Source organism: Rhodobacteraceae bacterium Araon29 (assembly GCA_039640505.1).
Classification (GTDB): domain Bacteria; phylum Pseudomonadota; class Alphaproteobacteria; order Rhodobacterales; family Rhodobacteraceae; genus CABZJG01.
Genome location: CP046865.1, coordinates 895,840 through 918,010, shown reverse-complemented (window position 1 = coordinate 918,010; position 22,171 = coordinate 895,840). Strand labels below are relative to the sequence as shown.

Annotated in this window: 19 protein-coding genes; 4 read left to right on the top strand and 15 right to left on the bottom strand. The window is 48.9% G+C overall.

All coding sequences use genetic code 11. From position 1 onward, the window contains the following. Positions 1–42: 42 nt before the first annotated feature. Entirely contained in the window at positions 43–915 is an 873-nt protein-coding gene (locus GN278_04220; GenBank protein ID XAT60090.1) for a sugar kinase, read from the top strand. A 177-nt stretch (positions 916–1,092) separates the two neighbouring features. On the opposite strand, the gene GN278_04215 is transcribed toward GN278_04220, so the two are convergent. From GN278_04215 to flgB, 15 genes are all read right to left on the bottom strand, one after another. Further along, complete coding sequence (locus GN278_04215) at positions 1,093–1,812, bottom strand: sigma-70 family RNA polymerase sigma factor (protein XAT60089.1); 720 nt, start codon at positions 1,810–1,812, stop codon at positions 1,093–1,095. After that, on the bottom strand, positions 1,809–2,585 hold the full coding sequence (locus GN278_04210) for a hypothetical protein (GenBank protein XAT60088.1): 777 nt from the start codon (positions 2,583–2,585) through the stop codon (positions 1,809–1,811). The genes GN278_04215 and GN278_04210 overlap by 4 nt, the downstream gene beginning before the upstream one ends. 85 nt (positions 2,586–2,670) lie before the next feature. Then, entirely contained in the window at positions 2,671–3,435 is a 765-nt protein-coding gene (locus tag GN278_04205) for a flagellar hook-basal body complex protein (protein XAT60087.1), read from the bottom strand. Between the two features lie 91 nt (positions 3,436–3,526). Further along, positions 3,527–4,261, bottom strand: a complete 735-nt coding sequence (locus tag GN278_04200; GenBank protein ID XAT60086.1) for a transglycosylase SLT domain-containing protein — start codon at positions 4,259–4,261, stop codon at positions 3,527–3,529. Positions 4,262–4,321: 60 nt separating this feature from the next. Next, entirely contained in the window at positions 4,322–5,605 is a 1,284-nt protein-coding gene (gene flgL, locus GN278_04195) for a flagellar hook-associated protein 3 (GenBank protein ID XAT60085.1), read from the bottom strand. A gap of 7 nt (positions 5,606–5,612) precedes the next feature. Then, positions 5,613–9,902, bottom strand: a complete 4,290-nt coding sequence (gene flgK / locus GN278_04190) for a flagellar hook-associated protein FlgK (protein XAT60084.1) — start codon at positions 9,900–9,902, stop codon at positions 5,613–5,615. A 12-nt stretch (positions 9,903–9,914) separates the two neighbouring features. Next, a complete protein-coding gene (locus tag GN278_04185; protein XAT60083.1) occupies positions 9,915–10,208 on the bottom strand; it encodes a flagellar basal body rod protein in 294 nt (97 codons plus the stop codon). Positions 10,209–10,217: 9 nt separating this feature from the next. Further along, entirely contained in the window at positions 10,218–11,345 is a 1,128-nt protein-coding gene (gene flgI, locus GN278_04180; protein XAT60082.1) for a flagellar basal body P-ring protein FlgI, read from the bottom strand. A gap of 11 nt (positions 11,346–11,356) precedes the next feature. After that, positions 11,357–12,019 carry a flagellar basal body L-ring protein FlgH gene (locus GN278_04175; protein XAT60081.1) on the bottom strand — a complete coding sequence of 221 codons (663 nt, stop codon included), beginning with the start codon at positions 12,017–12,019 and terminating at the stop codon, positions 11,357–11,359. Positions 12,020–12,036: 17 nt separating this feature from the next. Beyond that, a complete protein-coding gene (flgG, locus tag GN278_04170; protein ID XAT60080.1) occupies positions 12,037–12,825 on the bottom strand; it encodes a flagellar basal-body rod protein FlgG in 789 nt (262 codons plus the stop codon). A 142-nt stretch (positions 12,826–12,967) separates the two neighbouring features. Further along, entirely contained in the window at positions 12,968–13,729 is a 762-nt protein-coding gene (locus GN278_04165) for a flagellar biosynthesis protein FlgF (GenBank protein XAT60079.1), read from the bottom strand. 31 nt (positions 13,730–13,760) lie between these two features. Beyond that, positions 13,761–17,831 (bottom strand): flagellar hook-basal body complex protein, encoded by a 4,071-nt coding sequence (locus tag GN278_04160; protein XAT60078.1) that lies wholly within the window; start codon positions 17,829–17,831, stop codon positions 13,761–13,763. A 32-nt stretch (positions 17,832–17,863) separates the two neighbouring features. Continuing rightward, positions 17,864–18,562: a flagellar biosynthesis protein FlgJ gene (locus tag GN278_04155; GenBank protein ID XAT60077.1), complete on the bottom strand. Its 699-nt coding sequence runs from the start codon at positions 18,560–18,562 to the stop codon at positions 17,864–17,866. 15 nt (positions 18,563–18,577) lie between these two features. Continuing rightward, entirely contained in the window at positions 18,578–18,994 is a 417-nt protein-coding gene (flgC, locus tag GN278_04150) for a flagellar basal body rod protein FlgC (protein ID XAT60076.1), read from the bottom strand. Then, a complete protein-coding gene (gene flgB, locus GN278_04145) occupies positions 18,994–19,380 on the bottom strand; it encodes a flagellar basal body rod protein FlgB (protein XAT60075.1) in 387 nt (128 codons plus the stop codon). The genes flgC and flgB overlap by 1 nt, the downstream gene beginning before the upstream one ends. A gap of 78 nt (positions 19,381–19,458) precedes the next feature. Between flgB and GN278_04140 the strand changes: the two genes are divergently transcribed. The 3 genes from GN278_04140 to fliD are packed head-to-tail and all read left to right on the top strand — an operon-like array spanning position 19,459 to position 22,079. Continuing rightward, positions 19,459–20,013, top strand: a complete 555-nt coding sequence (locus GN278_04140) for a hypothetical protein (protein ID XAT60074.1) — start codon at positions 19,459–19,461, stop codon at positions 20,011–20,013. 13 nt (positions 20,014–20,026) lie between these two features. Continuing rightward, positions 20,027–20,380, top strand: coding sequence for a hypothetical protein (locus tag GN278_04135; protein XAT60073.1), 354 nt, complete (start codon positions 20,027–20,029; stop codon positions 20,378–20,380). Positions 20,381–20,435: 55 nt separating this feature from the next. Next, positions 20,436–22,079 carry a flagellar filament capping protein FliD gene (gene fliD / locus GN278_04130; protein ID XAT60072.1) on the top strand — a complete coding sequence of 548 codons (1,644 nt, stop codon included), beginning with the start codon at positions 20,436–20,438 and terminating at the stop codon, positions 22,077–22,079. Positions 22,080–22,171 lie beyond the last annotated feature (92 nt).

Below are 22,171 nucleotides of genomic sequence, written 5' to 3'. Positions count from 1 at the left end.
TCTAACCCCCTGATAATGCGGTTTATTCCGTGGAGTACGACAATGAAAATAGCCGCCATCGGTGAAGCGATGATCGAAATGTCCATCACCGGGGATCAGGCCCAGTTGGGTGTGGCGGGCGATACGCTGAATACGGCGATCTATCTCAAACGTGCGGCCCCCCAAATTGATGTTGACTATATCACCAGACTTGGCCGGGACGGGTTTTCCAAGCGTATCAAAAGCTTTATTACGGATCAGTCATTAGGCACCAGCGACATTGAAACCGACGAGGATCGTGGGCCGGGGCTATATGCTATTACAACCGATCATCACGGCGAGCGGTCCTTTTTCTATTGGCGGGATCAATCTGCGGCGCGGCGCTTATTCCAGTTAGGTAATTCTTGTTCTTTTCAGAGCCTTAAAGACTATGACGCCGTATATCTGTCGGGCATAACACTGGCCATTCTGCCGCCATCTGTGGGCTTAGCACTGCTTGAATACCTGAACCAGTCAGCACATATTTTGGCCTTTGACAGCAATTACAGACCCGCACTTTGGCCTGATCAAAACACGGCAAAGCGTTTAATTACAGAGTTTTGGAAGCGCACTGATTTGGCGCTTCCGTCGATTGATGATGAAATGTTATTGATGCAAGAAAGCGCCGAGAAAGTCACGGATCGGTTTATCAAAAACGGTCTTTCAGGGGCCTTGAAACGCGGTGCCCAAGGGCCTGTTTCTCTTGGTGAGTCGGTGGATCAAACCTATCTGCCAGCACAAAAGGTGGTGGATACGACTGCTGCTGGTGACAGTTTTAACGGTGCCTATCTGGCGGCCAAATTTAGCGGCGCATCACAGGCCGACGCGCTGGTAAAAGGCCATGAATGCGCGCGTAATGTAGTGCAGCATCACGGCGCAATCGCTCCTTTGGTGTGACCCGTTTCAACCTTCAAAACCTTGGATTTTGACCCTCTGTATCGCGTCGGTATCGCGGCAGTATCGCGGTGGTGCGGTTTTTGACCAGATGGGCGGAATAGTTAGACCCTGCTGTTCCAGCAGGTTCAGGGAAGGGATGCGCTTTTTGAATAACACTTTTTTCTGATCGCAGCGTGGCTAATCACCCATTGTTGTAAATGCACCAAGCGTAGACTTTAGGGTTTTAAAGGCTTCGGATTTGACCTGCGATACCCGACCCGGGGATAAGTCCAGCACTTGGGCAATTTCATAAACATTCAGCTCTTCGACGTAATAAAGTTGCAGTACTCGGCTTTGTTGGATCGGTAGTGATTTCAGCGCCTCAACCAAAGTGCCGCGCAGGGCCTTACTGTCGATCAGCCTTTCAGGTTCAATCGTCGGCGCGGCAAACACCATGGAAAACTCGTCATAAACTTGGCTCAAACTTTCCGACACATTGGCTTCGAACAGTTTTGTCCAGCTAAAGTATTCTTCCATCGAAAAGTTCAAACCTTTGGCAATTTCCTCATCCGTCGGGCTTCGCCCAAGCTCTTTGGAAAGTTCAGCCTTTTTGGATTCGATCATTTGCTTGGCTTGAACCGTCGAACGGTTCAAATTTCCCGAGCGCCGGATTAAATCAAGGATCGATCCCTTGATCCGAATACTGGCATAGTTTTCAAAAGAGGCCCCCTCGACCGAGGTATATTTTTGTGCGGCATCTACCAGTCCCTCAAGACCAGACTGCAGCAAATCATCTAGTTCTACGAAACTGGAGACCTTGGCATGCATCCGAAATGCAATTCTGCGCACCAGACCTTCGTGCTTGCGCACGATGTTGGTGACATCAAGGTCTTTTTCCGTATAACTTGGGCTTTTCAATTAAGCGCACCTTCAAACATTGCTCTTGGTATGGTGTTGACATTATCATCATATGTTAAATTCAGCAATTCATGAGCAATGCTCTGCAGTGACATTGTTTCTAAGGTTCTGAATTTAGGATCATTTTTGAAGCTTGGGACGAACCCAACGAAACGGTAGCTCAGTCCGCCAATACCGTCCAACATATCGTCAAGCCGATCATATATATCTGCAGCTTGGTTGCCACAAAATCCATGGTTGACCACAATATTAAACCTGCGGCCATCTATTTGATTGAGACCATTTTTGATAAATTGATAGGCCTCAGAATACCGTGATACTGTATCTTCTAGTACCACCACCAACTCGTCTAGTTTCGCTTCATTGGCCATATCAAAGCCAGTGGATCCGAACCCGGCGTCCAGTACTGTGAAATCGGCGGCATAGCCATCACTGCCATTCGCGTGGGCAGTGAGACCAAAAGCCGTTCCTGTGCGCTCAGCGCCGCGAGAAATGCGCAATTCTGATCGCCTTAAATCCGCGCAAAATGCATCTTGGTTATAGAATACTCTCTCAAGATAAAGCTCACGTTCTGATAAACGCTTATGGTGGGCAAAGGGCCCTTGACCAGCAGTATTCGCAGTGCAGAGCACATTGCTAAAGTGGCTTTTAGCAGCGTGATCAACAAGTTTGGTTGACCCGAAATAGGTCTGCAAATGCGCTGCAAAAGACCGCGCGATCGGGTTTTTATGCGTTTGGTTCTTATCGCTGCAGAAGGCAATGGTTTTGACCATCTGATTTGTCCTTTTCGGCCCGTCAGTTATTTTTGGTGATGTGTTCAATTTAATGCGCCCCAAATGAGCGCTCGCGAAAAGCACGCTAGCGGGTAAAACGGGCCACCATATCACTATCGGCTTGAAGTGCTTTGGACGCAGCGGAAAAGGATTGCTGGGCGCTGATTAGTCCGATCAACTCTTCTGAGATATCAACATTGGCAACTTCTAGGTGGCCTGACAAAATGGTTCCTGTTCCACCATCTTTGGCATCAAATAGCCCATAAAGACCCGCCTCGGCATTGGACAGATAATACCCGTCACCGATCTGGTTCAATTCACTGGGGTTATCAAAGCTTGCCAATCCGATCCGGCCAAGGTCAATCGGCATTTTAAGACCATAGGTTCCGCGCACATCGCCTTCCTGGCTGATATTGAACTCGGTCAAACGGCTGCCGTTGACTTCAAAAGGTACCGTAATCGGTTGCAGCTCTTTGGTCAGAACTGGACTGCCATCGTTTGCCGTCAAAAGCCCGTTACGATCAATTTGAAAGGACCCGTTGCGGCTATAGCGAAGTGATCCATCACCGTTGATGCTTCCTAAAATAAACATACCATGACCATTGACCGCCACATCCGAAGACATGCCAGTTTTTTCCAATTCAGCCGGGTTATGCGAAGACCGATTGGTTTGAACCAGAGAGCCCTGACCAACAGATACTTTTGCCATCCCGCCGCCAGTCAAATACACATCGCGAAATGTGGCTTCGCTGCGTTTGAACGCTGTGGTGCCTGCGTTGGCGATATTATTCGATAAGACACTAATTTTATGTGAGGACACATTAAGCGCTGATTTGACAGTGTTGATCATGCTAAACCTATTTATTTTCTATAAAGTAGTTTGCAGGTTTCGTGCCAAAATCAGCCAAGCGGGTCGGCGTGAAGCCATTCTGGCAAAAAAATTACTGCAGGCTGGGCACCAAGGGTGAAACACGAAATTCCCGGATATCTGTAAAAGCTGGTGCGCTGATGACATTGCCAGCGAACAACATTGATCCTTGCGGGACAACCCAGATCAATGAGTTTTTATCACCCGCAGCGGCAGGCAGAATGCTAAACACCCCCTGATCAGTAGAGGCCAGCAACGGCGCGCTGAGTTGGCGCAGGTCAGGTTCCGCCATATCAAGAAACTTCGCATAATAAACCAAGTTGAATTTTGGATTTCTTGAATGATAATATTTTACCGTTTTTTCCCATGATCCGGTTTCGCGGTACAATTGCTCGAGATATTTGGCTGCGTAAGAAACATTTTCAAACGGTGAAAGCATTGCGCTCGTGGTATTGAAATACCGGCCATGCCAACGGATATTGAGCTGCATACAGCCCACATCAATATTTTTCTTGCCCGCAGCCATTAACTTTTGCAGCTTTACCGATGCGTCTGATTTGGATGCAAAAAAGTATCCAGCGCCAGAATTATTCAAAGTCCACGGCCAGCTCACCATTTGATCTTGGACCCGACGGCCAGACTCCAGTCGCGCAATTTTCAACAGAACCGACTTGGGAACAAACGTCGATTTTGCAACTGCTTTAATGCTTTGATCGCAGAGCCGCATATCAAGGCTTTGCGCCAAGGCTGCACCGCCGAATACCGTCAGCGCAAATATCAAATATAGAGTTGAGAAAATCCGTTGCATAAAGGCCCCTTTAGACCTTGAATTGCAAGAACCAGACCATGTTCAGCTGCTGTGCAAATTTTACCGCAGGAAATCAAAAAGAGTTTGATTGTTTACTGTAGAATAGGTCTGTCGTGCCGCATCACGGGTCACCAAAATGGATTGCAACTCGGTGATCAAGGTTTCAATATCAGCGTCACGTAGCTTGCCAATTTCCGATTTGATCGAAATACTTCGTTGCACCAAAACCTCTTGTTGGCTTTCTGCGTTATTCAAGCGCGCACCTGCTGTTGTGCGGGATAACCCTATCGAACTGACCAATGCCTCAAGCCCAGTTCCTTGCGCACCAAGACCCTGAATAGTGTCGCTCAGCTTGGCTACAACCGTTGTTCCATCAGCGGCAAGAACATCAATATAGTTTTTAGGATCACGTTGCGCAATCAAATAGCCTTCAATGGATATATCCGATAATTTTATTTCACCACTGGCATTATTTGATGTTGCGGCAAGGGACAGTACGCCAGTGTTAGAGGCAGTTGCCGTCACCCCGACACCACTATTGGTAATTGCCGTTGCCAACTCGCTCACCGAGTCTGAGTTGATAGATGCGGATATAGTTGCCACCCCGTCCGGTCCAGTCAGCTTAAACGACCAGTTTTGAGGCTCACGGTTTGCATGGAGCTTCAACTTTATCCCGGTGCTTACATTTGTGGTACTATACTCTTGGGTAAATGAATTTTTGGTTCCCAAAGCATTTGAAAAGCTACTCATGATTTCAAAGATGCTTTTGATATCTGCGCCGTCCTCAATCTGCATAAATACGTTCGCGCCATTAATGCTGGTCGGCAGTTTAATATTTTCCGACGCGCTGAGCGAATGCTCACCGCCATCTCCGCGATACATGACAGTGCCATCATTCCTTTGGAGAAATGGGTTTTGCTCGGTCGAGAACCCGCCGAACAACGCATCGCCCGAACTATCCGTAGAATTAGCCAATCCAAGGAGTGTTTCCCTCATTTGATCTACTTCGATCACTGCGGCGGAGCGTTCGCTGTCGGTAATTGTATCGGTATTCATAGCCACAGAGAGTTCCGACAGGCGGGTAGCCAGATTACCGGCAGTTTCCAATGTCGAATCCACGAGCGTAAGCCGATCGGTGGCTTTGACAATATTGCCCTGATATTGGTTTATTCTGGTTTCAATTTCCTTACGCGCCGAAAGCTTAACCGCATCGAGCGGTTGGTCAGAGGCTTGGGGAATACGCGAACCCGTTGATATTTGCGTTTGCAGGTTTTGCAAGCGCTCTTCAATCACCTTGAACTGGTCAAGCATTTGTGTCGCGAATAATTTGCTAGAAATCGTCATCTTATCCTCACATTATATTGACCAGCGTATCGAACATTTCGCGCGCTGATTGTAGAATTTGCGCTGCAGCCTTATAGGCTTGCTGCTGCTCTAAAAGCTTTCCTGCCTCTTCGTCGAGATTGACCCCTGAAAGTTCATCTTCTGTGGCCACGGCCGCATCTCGTAGCGAGGTTGCGGATTTTTCAATAAGACGCGCAGATTCCAACTGTGAGCCGACGGCCAAAGCAATTGCGCGAAAGTCATCTTGAAAACTTGCGCGGGACGGTGTGCGCGTGGCCAGTTCGATCATCGCTTCCATATTGCGGCCATCTCCAGCGCTTGAACGGTTTAAGCTGACATCGAAATAATCCCCGTCGTCGCCAAAGCCCGCCAATTCGAAACGGAAGTTATCAACTTCAAATTCGGCGACGCCGCTTGAATATCTGGTGGCGATTGAATCTCCAGTCAAATGATCAAAAAGCTCGATTTTACCCAGATTGGCATCAACGACTTTCACCCGAAACTCTTTTAGGTCTTCGCGCGTCTGATTTGCCTCTGCAGACGGCATATCATAACTTGAAGCCAGCCTTTTTGCCCCGCTATCTTCGAGAAGAATAATAAAATCTTCATCAGGCAAGCCACTCATCGACAAAACTTGCCCGGGCAAGTCATCAATCTCTAAGCTGACATTTGCAGGATTGTTGCCCGTGGATATGGTGCGAAACCCGGTTTCGCTGACTTCAAAATCCAAATCGGCTGCTTGCATCCCAAGGTTTGCCGCATTGTCGCTTGCAACAACCTTGATGGCGCCATCCGACAGCGCTGCAGACAAGGATAGCAGCGGCGTATTTGCAGTTGAGTTGATGGTCAAAGAGTTTACTGCTGCTCCTGAAACAGGCGAGACAAATTTCAATTTGGAGGAATTGTTGGATGATAGCGCGTAATTGTTACCACTTCGGCTAACGCTAACTGCGACGGTGGTCGTTCCGACCATCACATTAAAGCTGTCACTTGCCCCATCTGCCAAACTAAAGGCTTTCCCCTGCAACAAAGCCGTCGCGCCACTGCTGGTACTGGCAAGACCAAATTCTGCTGCATCGGTATTATCAAGCACCTCAATGCTCCGGCCGCTCATCACACCGCCCGGCGCTGCCAGAGACACCGTATACGTGGTCGGTGATCCTGTATTTTCGGTCAAACTGGCAATCAAACGCTGTTGTTCAGGCCCCGAAACAACCATTTCACCACCGGTATAGGTCACCGTGTAGGTCGAACTGCCCACTTTGACCGACATCGAGCTACCATCAGTTGGTTTCTGGCTCATCGCAGCGCCGTTCAGCGTTGGCTTGGCCGCCTTATCGCGAACCAATCCGACCAATTGTTTGGAAATGCTGGCAATGCTGAAATCTTCAAGTTCTTTGCTTTTCAGCTCTTCAGACAGTGCCGATGTTTCGCCATTATTGACCGGCACCGTGAGCTTGAATGTTGTATTTGACGCATTCAACCGCATGCCATTTGGGCTGGCCTGGGGGGTCAAATGCTCTGGTGCGATTTCCATCGCATAGTCAGTAATTGTACCCGCTGCCCCATAGCTTTTTGAAGCCCCGCCACCGCGCGTAGCAAGGTTGCCCGAGCTTTGCGCTTGACCATTGCTGGACGTGACCTTGAATCCACGTGGCGATTGAAAGCTAAGGCTGCCAATTACTTTTGTGGCCTTATCAAGCGATACATCCGATGTCAGAAGCTTATTGTAATTATGATCAAGTGAATTGACCTCCAACGCGTTGCCAGAGCCATTTTTGATACTAATGTCCAAACCTTCTGCCTGCGTGAGTATTAGGCGCGTGCCATCGGATGAAACTTCTGCAGAAACACCGGTTTGCGCCTGCCTTTGATTTATCTGAGTGACCAGTGGGGATAGATTACTGGATTGATATGTAGCGGAAAAACCAATCTCGACACTGTCAGGCGTGACCAGCGAAAATGAAACCGTACCGGAGGCGGCAGCGCTGCTTGCCAATTCCACAGAAGCCATTGTTTTGGCAGCTGCAACAATGCCGTATTGCGCCAATTCAGTATTCACCGCCGCTGCAACCGATTTCATGCTCAGACCAGACTGCACCGCAACATTTTGGGTCATCAACCCATCTGTTGTTTCAAATGTCAGGGTTTGGGCCAGCATTCCATTCAATGCCGGGTTTTGCGTCACTAGTTTTGTTGGGTCATTGGCCATCAATTGCGAGGCCGCTGTTTCAATCGCTGCGTAACCACCGGGAATCAAATTATTGATCTGGGCGCCGCGATACCCGACCCCACCGATCGCATTCAGGTAATCGGCGCGATAGCTCGCGTGGCGGTTAAATCCGTTTTCTTCGGTAATAAGCGCGTTGGCTTCACCGCTGCTGAGTGGCAAGCCCGCAATTTGCCGGCCCTCGCGCGTAAAGACACGAAATCCTGAAGCGGCTTGTTTTTGGGTGATCGTCGCTGCTGTTGTATCCGCAGATGCACCTGAGGTGACAGTGACTGAACCAGAGGTAAATGCGGTCTGCCCAACAATTTTGATGCCACCATCAAAACCCGATGCGAACAGGCCAAGATCGTTTAGGCTAATTCCAGTAGCAGATCCCGAAGCCCCTGTCCGCGTTGCTGTCAAAGAGCCGACGTTGAGATATTCGGCAAGCTCTTGGGTATCGCCCAATCTTCCGACAACCGCGCTTTGAGCACTTTCGGGAAAATTGTAGGTGTTACCGCCAACCGTAAATTCAAATCCGCTAAGACCCTCGATTGAATTGAAATTCAAATTAACCACCGAGTCTTGGCCAAAGGATGCCAGTTGGAATTGCTCAGTCCCCGCTGGGATATATCCCACTGCTCCACCCTTCAAAAACTCGGTATAGGACACCGGCGAGATTGAATTGATCGTTAAGTCAACCATTGGATCAATGGTTAAGGGTTTCATTTCCTGCGGATTGGCCACCAGAACAGAGGATCCAGTATTTGCACTATTGGGGGTAACAATATAATTTGATGCCGCCGCAATTTCGCGGCCATTTTTTAGCAAAAACTGCATCCGAGAGGCTTCGCCACTCGCCGCCTGCATCGCGAAACTATCCCCATCATTTGCGCGGGAGTTCACTTGCACAATGATCCCACCCATATCAATTTGCGACCGACCTGACGCCAGCAGTTTGTTGTTTAGATCATACGCATTCCACGATGCGGTGGCTGCACTATACCGAAAGGTTGCATTCGGCACTTGGTCGATTTTACCCGGCACCTCTAGAATATTAATATCCAAGGGTTGGCTGTTGGTTTTAGCTTGCTCAAGGCTGAAGGCGCGCGCTGTAAATAGCTCTTTGCCCAGGTCCCCATCAAAATCGATGCCTGATGTATGCGCTGTATTAATCTCAGAGACAAACCGGTTGGTTAGGGCATCCAACTGGGTTTGCGTTCCCTGGATCACCAATAAAGCATTTGACAGTCCCTTCATGGAACCGTCATCAAGGCTTTTAACAATGGTTTTAGAGCCAAGCCGATAGACCACCCCATCAGTTTCACTGTGAATGGGTTTTAAAGTGTAAGAGGTCTCTCCATCCAAAATCTGTGGGCCGCTCGTATGCGATCCAAGTCTGACATCCACATCGTAGCGTGGGCCGAAAGTCGTTGTAATTCTAACTTTTTTTGAAATTTCTGTGATCAATCGATCACGCTCGTCAAGCAAAGCATTAGGTGGCGCAGAGCCAATATTTGACGACCGCAAGCGCCCGTTAACCACGCCCAAAGAGTCGATCAATCGGTTTACTTCATCAGCCTCTTGATCGATTGTTCCAGAAAATTGATATTCTAAATCGCTCAGAACTTGCGCAGTGACGTTAAACGCATTCGCCAGTGAATTGCCCTGTTCAAGCGCGGCCGCACGAGGCGCCAAATCCCCAGGGTTTGCAGCGATATCAGACATTTTGGTAAAGAAATCTGAAAGCTGTTGCGACAGATCACCTTCGCCCGGTAGAATTAAATTCTCCAATCGTTCCATCGCAGCAGAAAATTCAGTGGCCGCTTGAAACCGGCTTTCCGCCGTATTGGTGCTGCTGGCAAGAAAGCTGTTGTAGGCACGGCGGACTGTGCCCAAGCTGACACCCAGGCCGACTTGCGCCGCAATAGATGTCAATTCACTCTGAGAGCCTGAGACCTCTTTAAGGCTGGCATCACGCTTGCGATAGCCATCGGTATTCACATTGGCAATGTTCTGGCCCGTGACGTTAAGAGCCTGCCGCTGAGCGTTAACTGCGCTTTTGCCTATTTCGAACAAGCTTGCCATAGTATTGCCCCGCTACTTCCGCTCAAATTGTCGAATAAGCGCTTCGGCAATTCCAAGATTGTTGTGTTGGGACACCGTCTGTGCAATTTCCTGATCCATCATTTGTAAAAACGGTTTAGATCCGGAATTATTTAGGAGATCATCCGACAGTTTTGCAGCGCGGCTGGATTTCATAAGCTCATTGACCAAAAGCGCCTCAAATTGCTCTGCAACCTCTTCTATTGTGGTTTGAGCCGGCGATATCCGCGACATAGGGGACGTCGCCGATGTGGTCAGTGAGCTAAATTTTGCTGATGCATCATCCATACCAGCCCCCTAAATTATAATCAGTTGCGCTCTAAGTGCGCCTGACACTTTTAGCGCCTCAAGGATTGCAACCAGATCGGAAGGGGTTGCGCCAACAGCATTGATCGCATCGACTATATCGGTCAGATCGACACCGGGATCAAACATAAAGGCTTTGGCAGTTTCTTCTTCGGCCGTTATTTCGGTATCCGGAGTGACCAAAGGATCGGTCGGAGCTACGATAACGTTATCGCCATCTGCCACTACGGTATTTTGGGTTTCGGTTTTTGGGTCTTCCCTCACCCGCACTGTCAGACTGCCATGGGTGATCGCCGCAGGGGTAACGCGTACATTGCCGTTGATGATAATGGTTCCGGTTCTGGAATTGACGATCACTTGTGCTGGCGGTGCGGCGGGCTCTACCTCCACACTTTCCAACAATCCGACAAAGGCTACCCGCTGGCTTGGATCAACCGGCGCGCGCACTCGGATTGATGATCCATCAATGGCCACGGCGATGCCTTCGCCAAAGATTTTATCAATTCCTTCGGCCACTGCGGCCGCAGTCGAAAAATCACTGCGATGTAGATTGAGGATTAGAAATTCATTTTCCAAAAACGGGGTTTCAACCATTTTTTCAACAGTCGCACCCTGCGGCACTCTGCCGACTGTCGGAATATTCACGGTAAGCGAGGAAGCATCTTCGCCCTGTACGCCCAATCCGCCAACCGCCAAATTGCCCTGAGCGATGGCATAGGTTTGGCCATCTGCACCCAGCAAAGGCGTCATTAACAGTGTGCCGCCGCGCAAAGATTCCGCAGCGCCTAATGCCGAAACAGTAACGTCCAAGGTTTGTCCCGGCTTTAAAAATGGGCCAAGCTCCGCAGTAACCATAACGGCGGCTGCATTGGATCCGTTTAACCCGGCAACATCGGTCGACATGCCAAAACGTGACAACATCGCCTGCATCGACTGCAGGGTGATGCCAAGGTTTTTATCGCCAGACCCGGACAGCCCGACTACCAAACCATATCCTACCAGCTGGTTTGCACGCACGCCTGCTAGGCTTGCCAAATCTTTAATGCGGTCTGCCGAAACTGCCGTCGAAAACAGCGCAAAGATGACAATCAAAATCGTATGGAAAAGTTTTTGCGCCATCAGCGGACCCCCTAAATCGGGGAGACGACGCCGAACAGCTTTGAAAGCCAGCCGCGTCTTGATGTATCAGCCAACTCGCCGGCCCCGATATAGGTAATCTCGGCATTGGCCAATCGGTTGGAATTGACAATGTTGCCATTGCCGATGTCTTGCGGGCGAACAATTCCCTTTACCCTAACATATTCGTCACCGTTATTCAGGGTCAGCTTTTTCTGGCCTAAAATTTCAAGGTTTCCGTTCGCATAAACCCGAACAACTGAAGCAGAAACCAAACCAGTGATGGCATTGGACTGCGAGGCAGTACCCGTGCCGGCAAAGCTTTGCTTGGTGCCAAGATTGACATCGGATGCCAGCACGCCGCTTAGGGCCCCTGTGGTCGGCAGCGTGAACTCAAGACTATCGTCTTTTCCACTCGCCGTAGATTGTGACTTCGATGCTTGGAAGGACTCGCTTAAAGATACAGTGACAATATCACCGACATTAGAGGCTTTGCGTTCTGTGGCAAATAATCCTTGCGAGCTGCTGTCGTAAATTGCCCCATCGACCACAGCTTGGCTGACCTCTTCATCAGGAATGATTGGTTCAAACGCTTCGCTGGCCAGATCTTCGGTATAGCTAGAGCACGCCATAAGGCCGCTGCAAAAGATCAATAATAAAGGTGTGATTAGACGCATTTTATATCCAGCTCAGATTAAAGATTGTTTGAGATATAGCGCATCATTTCATCTGCTGCGGTGATCGACTTTGAGCTCACCTCATAGGCACGCTGGGTTTCGATCATTTCCACCAATTGCTGAACCACGTTCACATTCGAGCTTTCCAGCGATCCTTGGACCAGCTTTCCCCGACCTTCGGAAAAGGGCACGCCCACAGAGGCGCCGCCGCTGGCGCTGGTTTCAGCAAAAAAGTTTTCTCCCAGAGGCTTTAGCCCGCGTGGGTTGGCGAATGTCGCAGTGGTCAATTGACCCAGCTCGGTTGGCTCAGCCTCGCCTGCCAGCATTGCGGTTATGATACCATCCTGTGCGATGGCAATTTGTGCAGCACCCGATGGGATCGTAATCTGGGGCTGCATCACATAACCGCTCGCGGTAGTCATAGAGCCTTCTGCATTTCTGGAAAATGTGCCGTTGCGGGTGTATCCCATAGTGCCATCTGGCAGGAGAACTTGGAAAAATCCATCACCGTCTACTGCAAGATCAAGCGCATTATCTGTGGTGATCATACTACCTTGCGAGAATTTCTTTTCGGTATTGATGGCGCGCACCCCGGTGCCCAGCGCCAATGACGAGGTCATCGCCGTGCCTTCCGAGGTCTGATCTCCGGCAACTTTTGTGATCTGATAGAGCAGGCTTTCAAAGTTAACCCGATCGCTTTTAAAGCCGACCGTATTTACGTTTGCCAGGTTGTTTGCGATCACCTGCATCCGAGTTTGCTGTGCTGTCAAACCGGTTTTTGCCACGTGCATAGAAGAAGAAGACATATATAAATACCTCGCGTTTACACATATTAATGCAAATCATGTGCCAACTTGCGGCGAGGTTTGACCAACGGGCGTTCGCAGGAGCGATTTGGTGGTAAAATGATGGACCAAAAAGACCTAAAACATGCAGTTTTTAGGTTATTTATGACCCTGGAAGGCGCATAATGCGGGTTGTTGCCTCATCAAGGTCTTTAGCTTGCGAGATAAACTTAACGTTCAACTCAAATGTGCGCTGACCTTCGATGTTTTTCAACAAGGCCTCAAGCGAGTCCACATTACTGCCTTCAAGCGAACCTTGGACAATCTGGGCCTGCTGATCGGCAATAGGCAGGGTTCCATCCGCGCCGCGGATATTTCCATCAATCCCTTTTAAAAGTTCGATATTTTCCGCCAGCGTTGTGCCTAAAATCCCAGCCTGCTGCCGCGTGCCTTCCGGTGATCCTAGCGGTTCAACAAAAATCGTACCAGACTCGTCTATCATCACTGCGCGGCTATCGGGCAGTTTTATCCGGTTTTGATTGTTGTCCAGCATGAAATTGCCAGCACCATCAACCAATTCACCCTTGTTTGAGATCGAAAAGTCGCCCCTGCGGGATAATGCCGGCGGCATATCTGTTTTTGGCTCGATGAAAAAATAACCCTTGCCGCGCAGGGCGAAATCCAGTTTTCCTTCGGTACGTCGCACCAACCCTTCTTCGCTGGAAAATTCCATCTTCTCAGAGGATGTTACAAAATACCGGCTTTCGAATTGCTCCATATTTCCCAAAAAGGTACTGGAACGGCTTGCCGGCAAATCCTTTCGAAAGCCGGCAACATTCATATTGGCCAGATTTTGCGCGTTAATCCGTTGATCAAGGCGCAAATTCTGTAGCGAGTTCAGGGCCACATGTATCATGCGATCCATAGTGATATACTCCTAACGAGCCGCTTTAGACTTACGAGCGGATATTAATGATCGCCTGGGTCAGCTGGGTCGAGGTTTCGATCGCTTTTGACGACGCTTGGAAGTTCCGCTGCGCAGTGATCAAGTTCACCAGCTCTTCGGTAATATCCACGTTTGAGCGTTCCAGAGAACCCGACTGAATAGAACCAAAGCCCTCTGCGCCCGCTTCGCCAAAGGTCGGCGTACCAGAGGTGGCTGTTTCAACAAAGGTTGCGTTACCGATCTGCTTCAAACCGTTTTGGTTGTTGAAGTTCGCCAAAACGATCTTACCCAGCGGTCTGTTTTCACCGTTCGTATAGTTGGCGCGCAACAAACCGGTTGCATCGATATCCAAACCATCCAAACGGCCGGATGTGAAACCATCCTGTTCCAAGTTATTCACCGAGAACGGCTGCGATAGCTGGGTTGATTGGCTATAATCAACATCAAGTGAGATCGAGAAACCAGAGGCCTGCTGCTCGTAGTGTACACGGTTTAGCGGGCTGATGATTGTACCGGTTTTATCAAAGGTGAGCTCACCTTCATCAATGTAAAGCGGATAGTAATCCGTCACCAGGTTATCGGGGGGTGTTTCAACGATTTCACCAGCGGCGTTCACATAAAGCGGCACCCCTGCATCATTGGTGGCTTGCACCAGGTTCACAATCGTCGGAATAGAACCAACACCAAGCGGAACATCATCAAGGCCTAGTTTGGCGGCGCCTTTTACCTTAATTGTTGACTGATCACCGGTGGTGCCGGTGGTAAAGACAAAATTGTTGGTATCTGGTTGATATTGCACCGTCACGCCACCAACCACATCGCCGGTGTTACCATCAGAAATCTGGTTGATCCGGGTTTGCAATTCAGCGGCCAGTGTGGATCCAACATAGTTGCCCGATGGCACTTCGATAATACCGCTAATACCATTCACCGACACGTTAAAGACGTTAGCGCCGCCGGCACTTGAGAGGTTAAAGATTTCGTTCAAAGGCTCGGTCGCCGGGGCGCCTACCGCGCGGGCGGGCTCAGATGCCAAACCGCGCGCTGCGTCAAAGACCGTATCGTTCTTACTTTGGCCAACGCCCATCAAACCATTGTCGCCGGTTCCCATATAGCGCGTGGCCGTATCAAAGGTGGCGTTAATCACCGAACCATCAGCAGTATTGATGGCATAGCGGCCAACCTGAATGTTCGATGCATTCTGATCGACATCAACGCCCAATGCGCCATCTGCAGAAATGTCTTCACCGGTTGATCCGCTGGAAAAGGTAAAGCTTTTGGTATCACTGTTATAGCCCACCTTCGCGCCGAACCTTTTGGCGTTAATCTGCATTTCAGAGCCATCAGCAACAAACGAGTCTGCGCTGATCACAGCTGTCGAGCTGATCTCGGTTTGCGGTGATGAATCCGAGGCCGGAATACCCAAGTTGTTGGTTCCATCTGCGCCGGCGGCGCCATAGATTTTAAAGGCACGGAAGTTTGAATCCGTTCCCGGCCCAATCGCGGTGTGGTTCACACCGAACTGGAACCTTTGGTTAACCGCATCATAGCTGATTTTGATCGGTGGGTTTTTCTCATCCACCCAAACCGTAGCATTGGCAAAGTTACCATTGTCTAGGCCAAGGCTTGTCAAAGACGATGTGCCGCCGCCCAATGATGCGGATGTGAGACCCGAGAAGACTTCATCGACGACAATTAGCTTAGCAGATCCAGAACGGCCTGTATGCACCGCATTCACTGCTAAAAATTCTGTACCGACAGCATGAGCGGTGCCTGCTGCATCCGTAAAGGTGCCACTAACGACCTTATATCTCGTGCCAGCAGAGATTGCATTTTCTGCCAATGTAGGCTTAACCCTGCCCGTGCCGGTAAGAGCCCCATCTGAATTCTCATAGGTGAAAACTGTCCCGGCAGTATTGGCCACATTATCCGCTGTATTGCCAGTGGAAAAATCTGTGGTTCCCACTGAGGTAATGTAATATTCTGCCGCACTTAAACTCGTGGCTGCAATTGAGCCAAAGTCATCATCATTATGCTTATAACTATGCGTCGAATCCGCTGTTTCGCGCAACACGATTTTCTTGTTGTTATAGCTGTTCACAGCCCCGTTCGGCTTAAGGTTTTCGCCTTCAAAAAACGCCTCAACATCAGTGGACTTATTGCTTAGTATATATGCTTCCTTAAAGGTATCCCCTGAGGTTGCTGACCCATCCGTTAAAGTGAAGGTTGCGTCCGGAAACCCTTCTCCGGTGGTATTGATCTTGATCAGATTATTTGTGTGATCAACTTCCAAGATGGTCATTTCCCGACCATTTATGATTGAATTTTGATTGTCAAAATTTCCAGCCAAGCGAACCACTTCGCCCACGGTGTAATCTCCGTCAGCAAAATTGGACAATTGGATAGTTAACACGTTGTTTGGTGCGTCATAGGAAATCGTTCCCGATGAAGCCACAGCCAGTTTCGTATCATAGACATCCAGAGTTGGCACTTTGTCGTAGTAGGAATACGCCAGATGGCGCGCCGCAGTCGTAGTGGTCCCAGCTTCTGCTGCCGAAAGTTTTTTATAGTCAAATGAGATAATGTCGGTCTCACCGTAAACCGACGACATTTGCGAACCGCTTGAGCGGGTAAACAGATTGCCTTCGACGCCCAGAGTTTTACCATCTGTGATCACATAGTCGTTCATAGTGTCAATGATGCGTGCCTGCGCATGGGCTAGAAACTCTTCGCGGGTAAAGTCGGGCGACGAGCCGGTGACATCAATTCCAACTTGGGTTGTGACATAAGAAGATTGTAGTAAATCCACAGACACCGGCGTAGACAGACCACTTAGAGTCCCGTCAGCGGTGTTTAGGGAATAAAAATCGATGGTGAGTGTATCATCCACGTTCGAGCGAACTTGCAGCTTGTTATCATCGCCATAAGCATCATTAATGGCGCGCTGTACTTCTGAGGCCAGCTGTGTCGCATTGTAGAACCCGGGCCGCAGATCAATGCTAACCGGAACGTCGCCGTCATCCACGTTGACCAGCAAAAAGTCCTTGCCCCAGAAAATCGAGCTATCGGAATTGCCAGCTTCACGGGTGGCGTTGAACTTCATTGGATCATTGGTAATTTCGATCAGCTTGTTGCCTTCCTCGCCAAAATCGAAGCTACTTTGGGACCCGGTGAGTTTCGCAGGCTGCGATGGAATGGTCTGGTTCAGATCATCCTTGCGGTAGAGCGCAGCGCCTTTTCCTTCCGAAAAGTAGTTATCGTCAGGGATGTTGGCGGTCGTGGTTTCATTGCCGAATCGGTCAATATAAATCTGCTCGCCGTTATCGTTCACCGAGGCCACAAGATCGGGATTAATGATGGTTTCATCAATCACCAGGCGGGTGTCATATTTGTTGGTGGGATCTTCTGCCGTCGCCGCCTGTGTTTTGATGAAATAAACCGTCGCAATGGTCGGGTTACCAAGGTCATCAAAGATTGTCAGCGAGGTTGAGTTTGTGAATGATTCAGGGTCGCTGGTGCTAAATTGATAGCCATCGGCAAATTTTGGATTGTCGGTAATCACCGGCGCATCCGCAGGAAGGTTGATCGCAAGGTCAATGTTACTTGTAGCTTTCGGATCACCAGATGTCACTGGCAATTGCAATGGCACCGCGTCGTTGATGGTTTTCGATGTCACAGAACCATCTTCGTTCACTGGGTAAGTGAGCAAGAACTGACCGGTTGAATCAACCACGTTCCGGTTGTTATCAACGTTAAAAGAACCGTTTCGGGTGTAGACCACCTGGCTCGACGTCAGCGAGGGTTTCAAAGCAAAAAAGCCCTGCCCTGAAATCGCAAGGTCGAGCGCGTTGAGGGAGGCGGCGATGTTACCCTGGGTAAACTGCTGCTTAACACCTTTCAGGATCGAACCCGAACCAATCGATGAGGATGAGTTCTGCAATGGCGAGGTGGCGAAGATGTCACCAAATTCAGCCCGGCTTCGCTTAAACCCTGTGGTTCCAACGTTGGCAATGTTGTTTGATGTGGCCGCAATATCAGCCTGCGACCCATTCAACCCTGTAAGAGCGGTATAAAACGACATCTACTTAACTCCCGTTAATTCTAAGTATTCGATTACATACGGAACCGAAGAACGCTTGACGCGTCGACGGTTTGTTCATTTTCCAACTCAAGGCTGGTTGAGCCGGTATCTTTGTTCAGTGCTGCACCAACCACTTTCGAGAACAGGCTTGGCTGAAGATTTTCAAGCCCTTCTCCATGATTGACCATCACCTCGACACGAATTTCCTTACCACCATCACGGTAGGCAGCAGGCAAATCGCGCCATTCAAATCCAATCAAGCCAGAAGCTTGCGGACCCATGGTTTTGGCTTTCAGCAACTCGCCACTTTGGGCATCAACAAAATTGACCCGAGTATCGATGGCGGTTTTGTCCAATTCGAAAACCCCATGCAATTCACCGTTGCGGTCTGCAACCGTTACGTCACCCGGCACCAACACTGAATTTCCCATGATGTTGGAAATTGAGGCAACGCGGAACTGTTTAAGCTCATCGGCCATGGCTTTCATCGAATTGGCCATGTCGGTGATCCCGGTCACGGTTGAAAATTGTGCCATTTGGGCAATGAAGTCACCATTATCCATTGGCTCCATGGGGTCCTGGTTCTGAAGCTGTGCTGTCATTAAAGTCAGGAACTCTTCTTGGCCCAATGTATCGCGCGAACTGTTCCGCACTTCTTCTGCACTTTTAATACCAAGCTTATCGAGCAGGTCTCTTTGGGCCTGAGCCCCCATATTGTTATTAATGTCCATCACTTATACTCCAGCTCATTTGCCCATGTTCATCGTGCGCATCATTAGCGCGCGAACAGTTGACAGGACTTCCAGGTTGTTTTGGTATTGACGACTGGCCTCAAGCATTTCGACCATTTCCTCGTCCGAATTTACCGGGGCTTTATAAACAAAGCCGCTGGCATCTGCATTTGGATGACCCGGTTCATAGACTTTTTCAGGCTCGCGATTCAACGCGACAATTGTTTCTGCATCCACTGACGCCACACCCATTTTTTCATAGTTGTCACCAAAAACGGTTTTGAACACCGGGCGGATCGGCTTGTACGCTTCTTCGGGGCTGGACGCTTTGCTTTCCATATTTGCGATGTTGGAAGCAATGGTATTCAATCGCACCATCTGTGCGCCCATTGAGCGTCCTACAACATCGAAAATATTCTTAACACCGTTCATTATTCACCTCGGATCGCTGACATAAGGCCGCTGATGCGGGAATTTAGAAAATTCAGTGAGGATACATATCGAAGTGAATTTTCCGAAAATTCCATCTGCTCAACAGACAACTCAACTGTGTTTCCGTCCAAAGAAGGGTTCATGGATTGGCGGAATTGTAACTTTTCACTGGTACCCGCACCGGCAAATGAAAAGTGGCGCTGGCTGGAATTTCTAAGATTGCCTTCGCCCTCTTTTGCCTTAAGAATTTGTTCAAAATTGATATCCCGCGCCTTATAATTTGGCGTTGCAGCATTCGCGATATTAGAGCCAATAATGTTATTTCTCCGCTCTCTTAGGTTAAGAGCGGTGGCGCTAAATCCAAGATATTCCTTGAGAACTTGCATCGGCTACTGTAGTTTCCTGTTAAGTTTTAATTCTTCAAGGTAGCTTGCAAGTATTGTGCCAAAACCAAGAGGCTGAAGATGGCTAAAGCAGGACAATCGAAAAAAAAGGCAAAAACTAAAACTAAAAGTGCCGCCCCGAAAGCAGAGAGAAAAGCTTTAAACCAAGTGGTTATCGAGAAACTTCGCTCTCAGCCGTTGGGTAAGTCGCTGTCGGCGCTAGACAGCATTTACCAAGAATTGGATGATGTTGCTGACCGGCTTGAAATTCTAATTTGCCGGATTGAAATCCTTCGGCAGCGCACTGCTGCATTCAAGCGGGGTGATTTCACGACCTTAGACACAATGTTAAGTGGCATCGGCGATTTGCGCAAACTTACAGATGCCGTTGCCGCTGTTGGTGGTGCAGCGTCTGATAAAGCCGAGACCTCATCCAATGCCGAGCCTAAATGGGTTGAGCTTACCTTGCTAAAAGAAACTGAAATAAACAATGTAAAACTTTCCGAAGGAACAGTTGTATCCGTGGAGGAGCAGTCCTCAAAAAAGCTAGTGGAAGACGGGTACGCGTCTTTGAATGAGGCAGAGCAGACAAAGGAAGAAGCAGATGAAAATACGTCCGAGGAAACCGTCGAGTAACTGCGACTAAAAAATGAACGTTCTTGTAAAACTCATTTTGGTCTTTGGATTTTTTGGGCTGCTGATTTTTGCTGTGATCTCATCAAATGTGCTTCAACGCTACAGTTACGATATATACACCTGCAAAAGTGCCAGCTTGCCGAGCATAGAACTCCGGTTCAATGAAATCAAAACTGGGCAGATGGCCGAATTAAAGCAAGCTAATGATGTGAAAACCCTGCGTATCACCAAAATTCTGGATGACGTTGTTTCGCTTGAGGCTGATGATCTAAGCCTTAAACTGGACCGCAACACAAATAGACTCTATCAGGAAATAAACGATCTGCTATCAATTTTTCGGTGTGAAATTAACAGTTTCACGATGTGAATTAAACAAACGGGCAAGATTTCCGTAAATTGTACAGCGTAGAGAGGGTATATAAGTGGCGGATTCCGGCAACAACATCATTTCCAAGGTCAACCAATCTGGCAGTGGGATAGATTTGTCGTCTTTGGTGACCAGTCTGGTCGAAGCCGAAACATCGCCTTTGCAATCCGCCCTGACCAAAAAAGTCGACGCCACCAACCTTAGCATTTCCTCTTTTGGTCAACTCAGCTCAAAAATGAGTGATCTGTCGACCAATTTGACCACGCTTGAAAATACCAATGCACGGACAACCACCAGTTCTGGAACTGCCGTGAGCCTGACCGTTACCGACGAAACCAAAGCACAGGATACAAACGCCAATATCGTGGTCAGTGCATTGGCAAAGGGTCAGGTTGTCACCTATGATCTGACCCATGCCAATTTGCTCAACAACTCAACTGTAACGGCAGCCAGTGCAATTGACCAAGGCACTCTGACCTTTACCAAAGGCGGAACCAACACAACGATCACGATCAACTCGACAAACAACACAGTTCAGGGGTTGGTGGACGCGATTAATGCCATTTCGGGCATGCAGGCCAATTTGGTCGACACCAGCGGCAGTGGAGGTCTGGCGCTCGTCATCAAATCGGATACGGGCACGGCCAATGCGTTCACGATGACCAGTTCGGACACGCTAACGGAATTCAACACCGGATCGCCAGCTGCCAGCAACACCAGCGCGCAAATCACGCTAAGCGTTGCAGCTGCCGATGCAAGCTTTACTGTCGACGGGCTTGCTGTAACCCGCTCGACTAATTCGATTGCCGACGTGTTTGATGGATTTCAGCTAGACCTGAATTCTGTGAACTCAAGCGCAACAAATGTAAGTTCAACCATAGTGGCCACCGACGCGCGTGACCGGATGCAATCATTTATCGATAATATCAACTCGGTCAAAAGCTATCTGACGACAGAAACAAAACGAGGTCTTAACGGAGCGGCCAACGGAAGTTTGGTGGGAGATATCACAGCCCAATCAATTTTGAGAGAAATATCAGGTCTAACAACAGACCCTATAGCAGGGTATGGCGCATCTTCTGTGTACCTTGCCAGTCTTGGCGTAAAAACCGAGCGTGATGGCTCTTTATCGCTGGATACAACCAAATTTGACGCAGCTATTACAGCAGATCCAAGTTTGGCAGATATTGTATTTGCCTCAAAATACTCCAGCACAAGCTCAAATGCCACTGTCACTGGGTCGACAACTTTCCCACCCAAGGCGGGGTCGTATAGCTTTGCTTACTCGAGTGGAAATACTGCCACGATAAATAGCGAAACCATCACCAAGGTCGATAATTCAAACGGCCAGAAAGTATTTAACGCTGCAAGCGGTGATGCGAAAAATATTTCAGTAACGCTGCTCACTGACACAGCCACCAATGCCACCGTTCGCTTTGGCCAAAGCGTTATTGACCGTCTGCAGGATTATATCGCCAATATTACCTCTTCTTCGGGCTCTATTATTACCCGCACAAATTCGCTCAACGAAGAACTGAGTAACTTTACAGATGAGCAAGCGGATTTAGACACGAAAATTGAAAGCCTGACCACAGCTTACAATGTAAAATTTGGCTCGATGGAGGCATTGGTCACCCAGTTGAATAAAACCGGTGAGTATTTAACTTCGATGATGGATGCCTGGAACAAGAAAGACTAGGCGCTGTGCCGAAAACAAATTCCTGAAAATGACGCCTGATCGGAACGGCATCCATATATCATAAGTCATTTGTGGGAAATATTTTTGCCAAA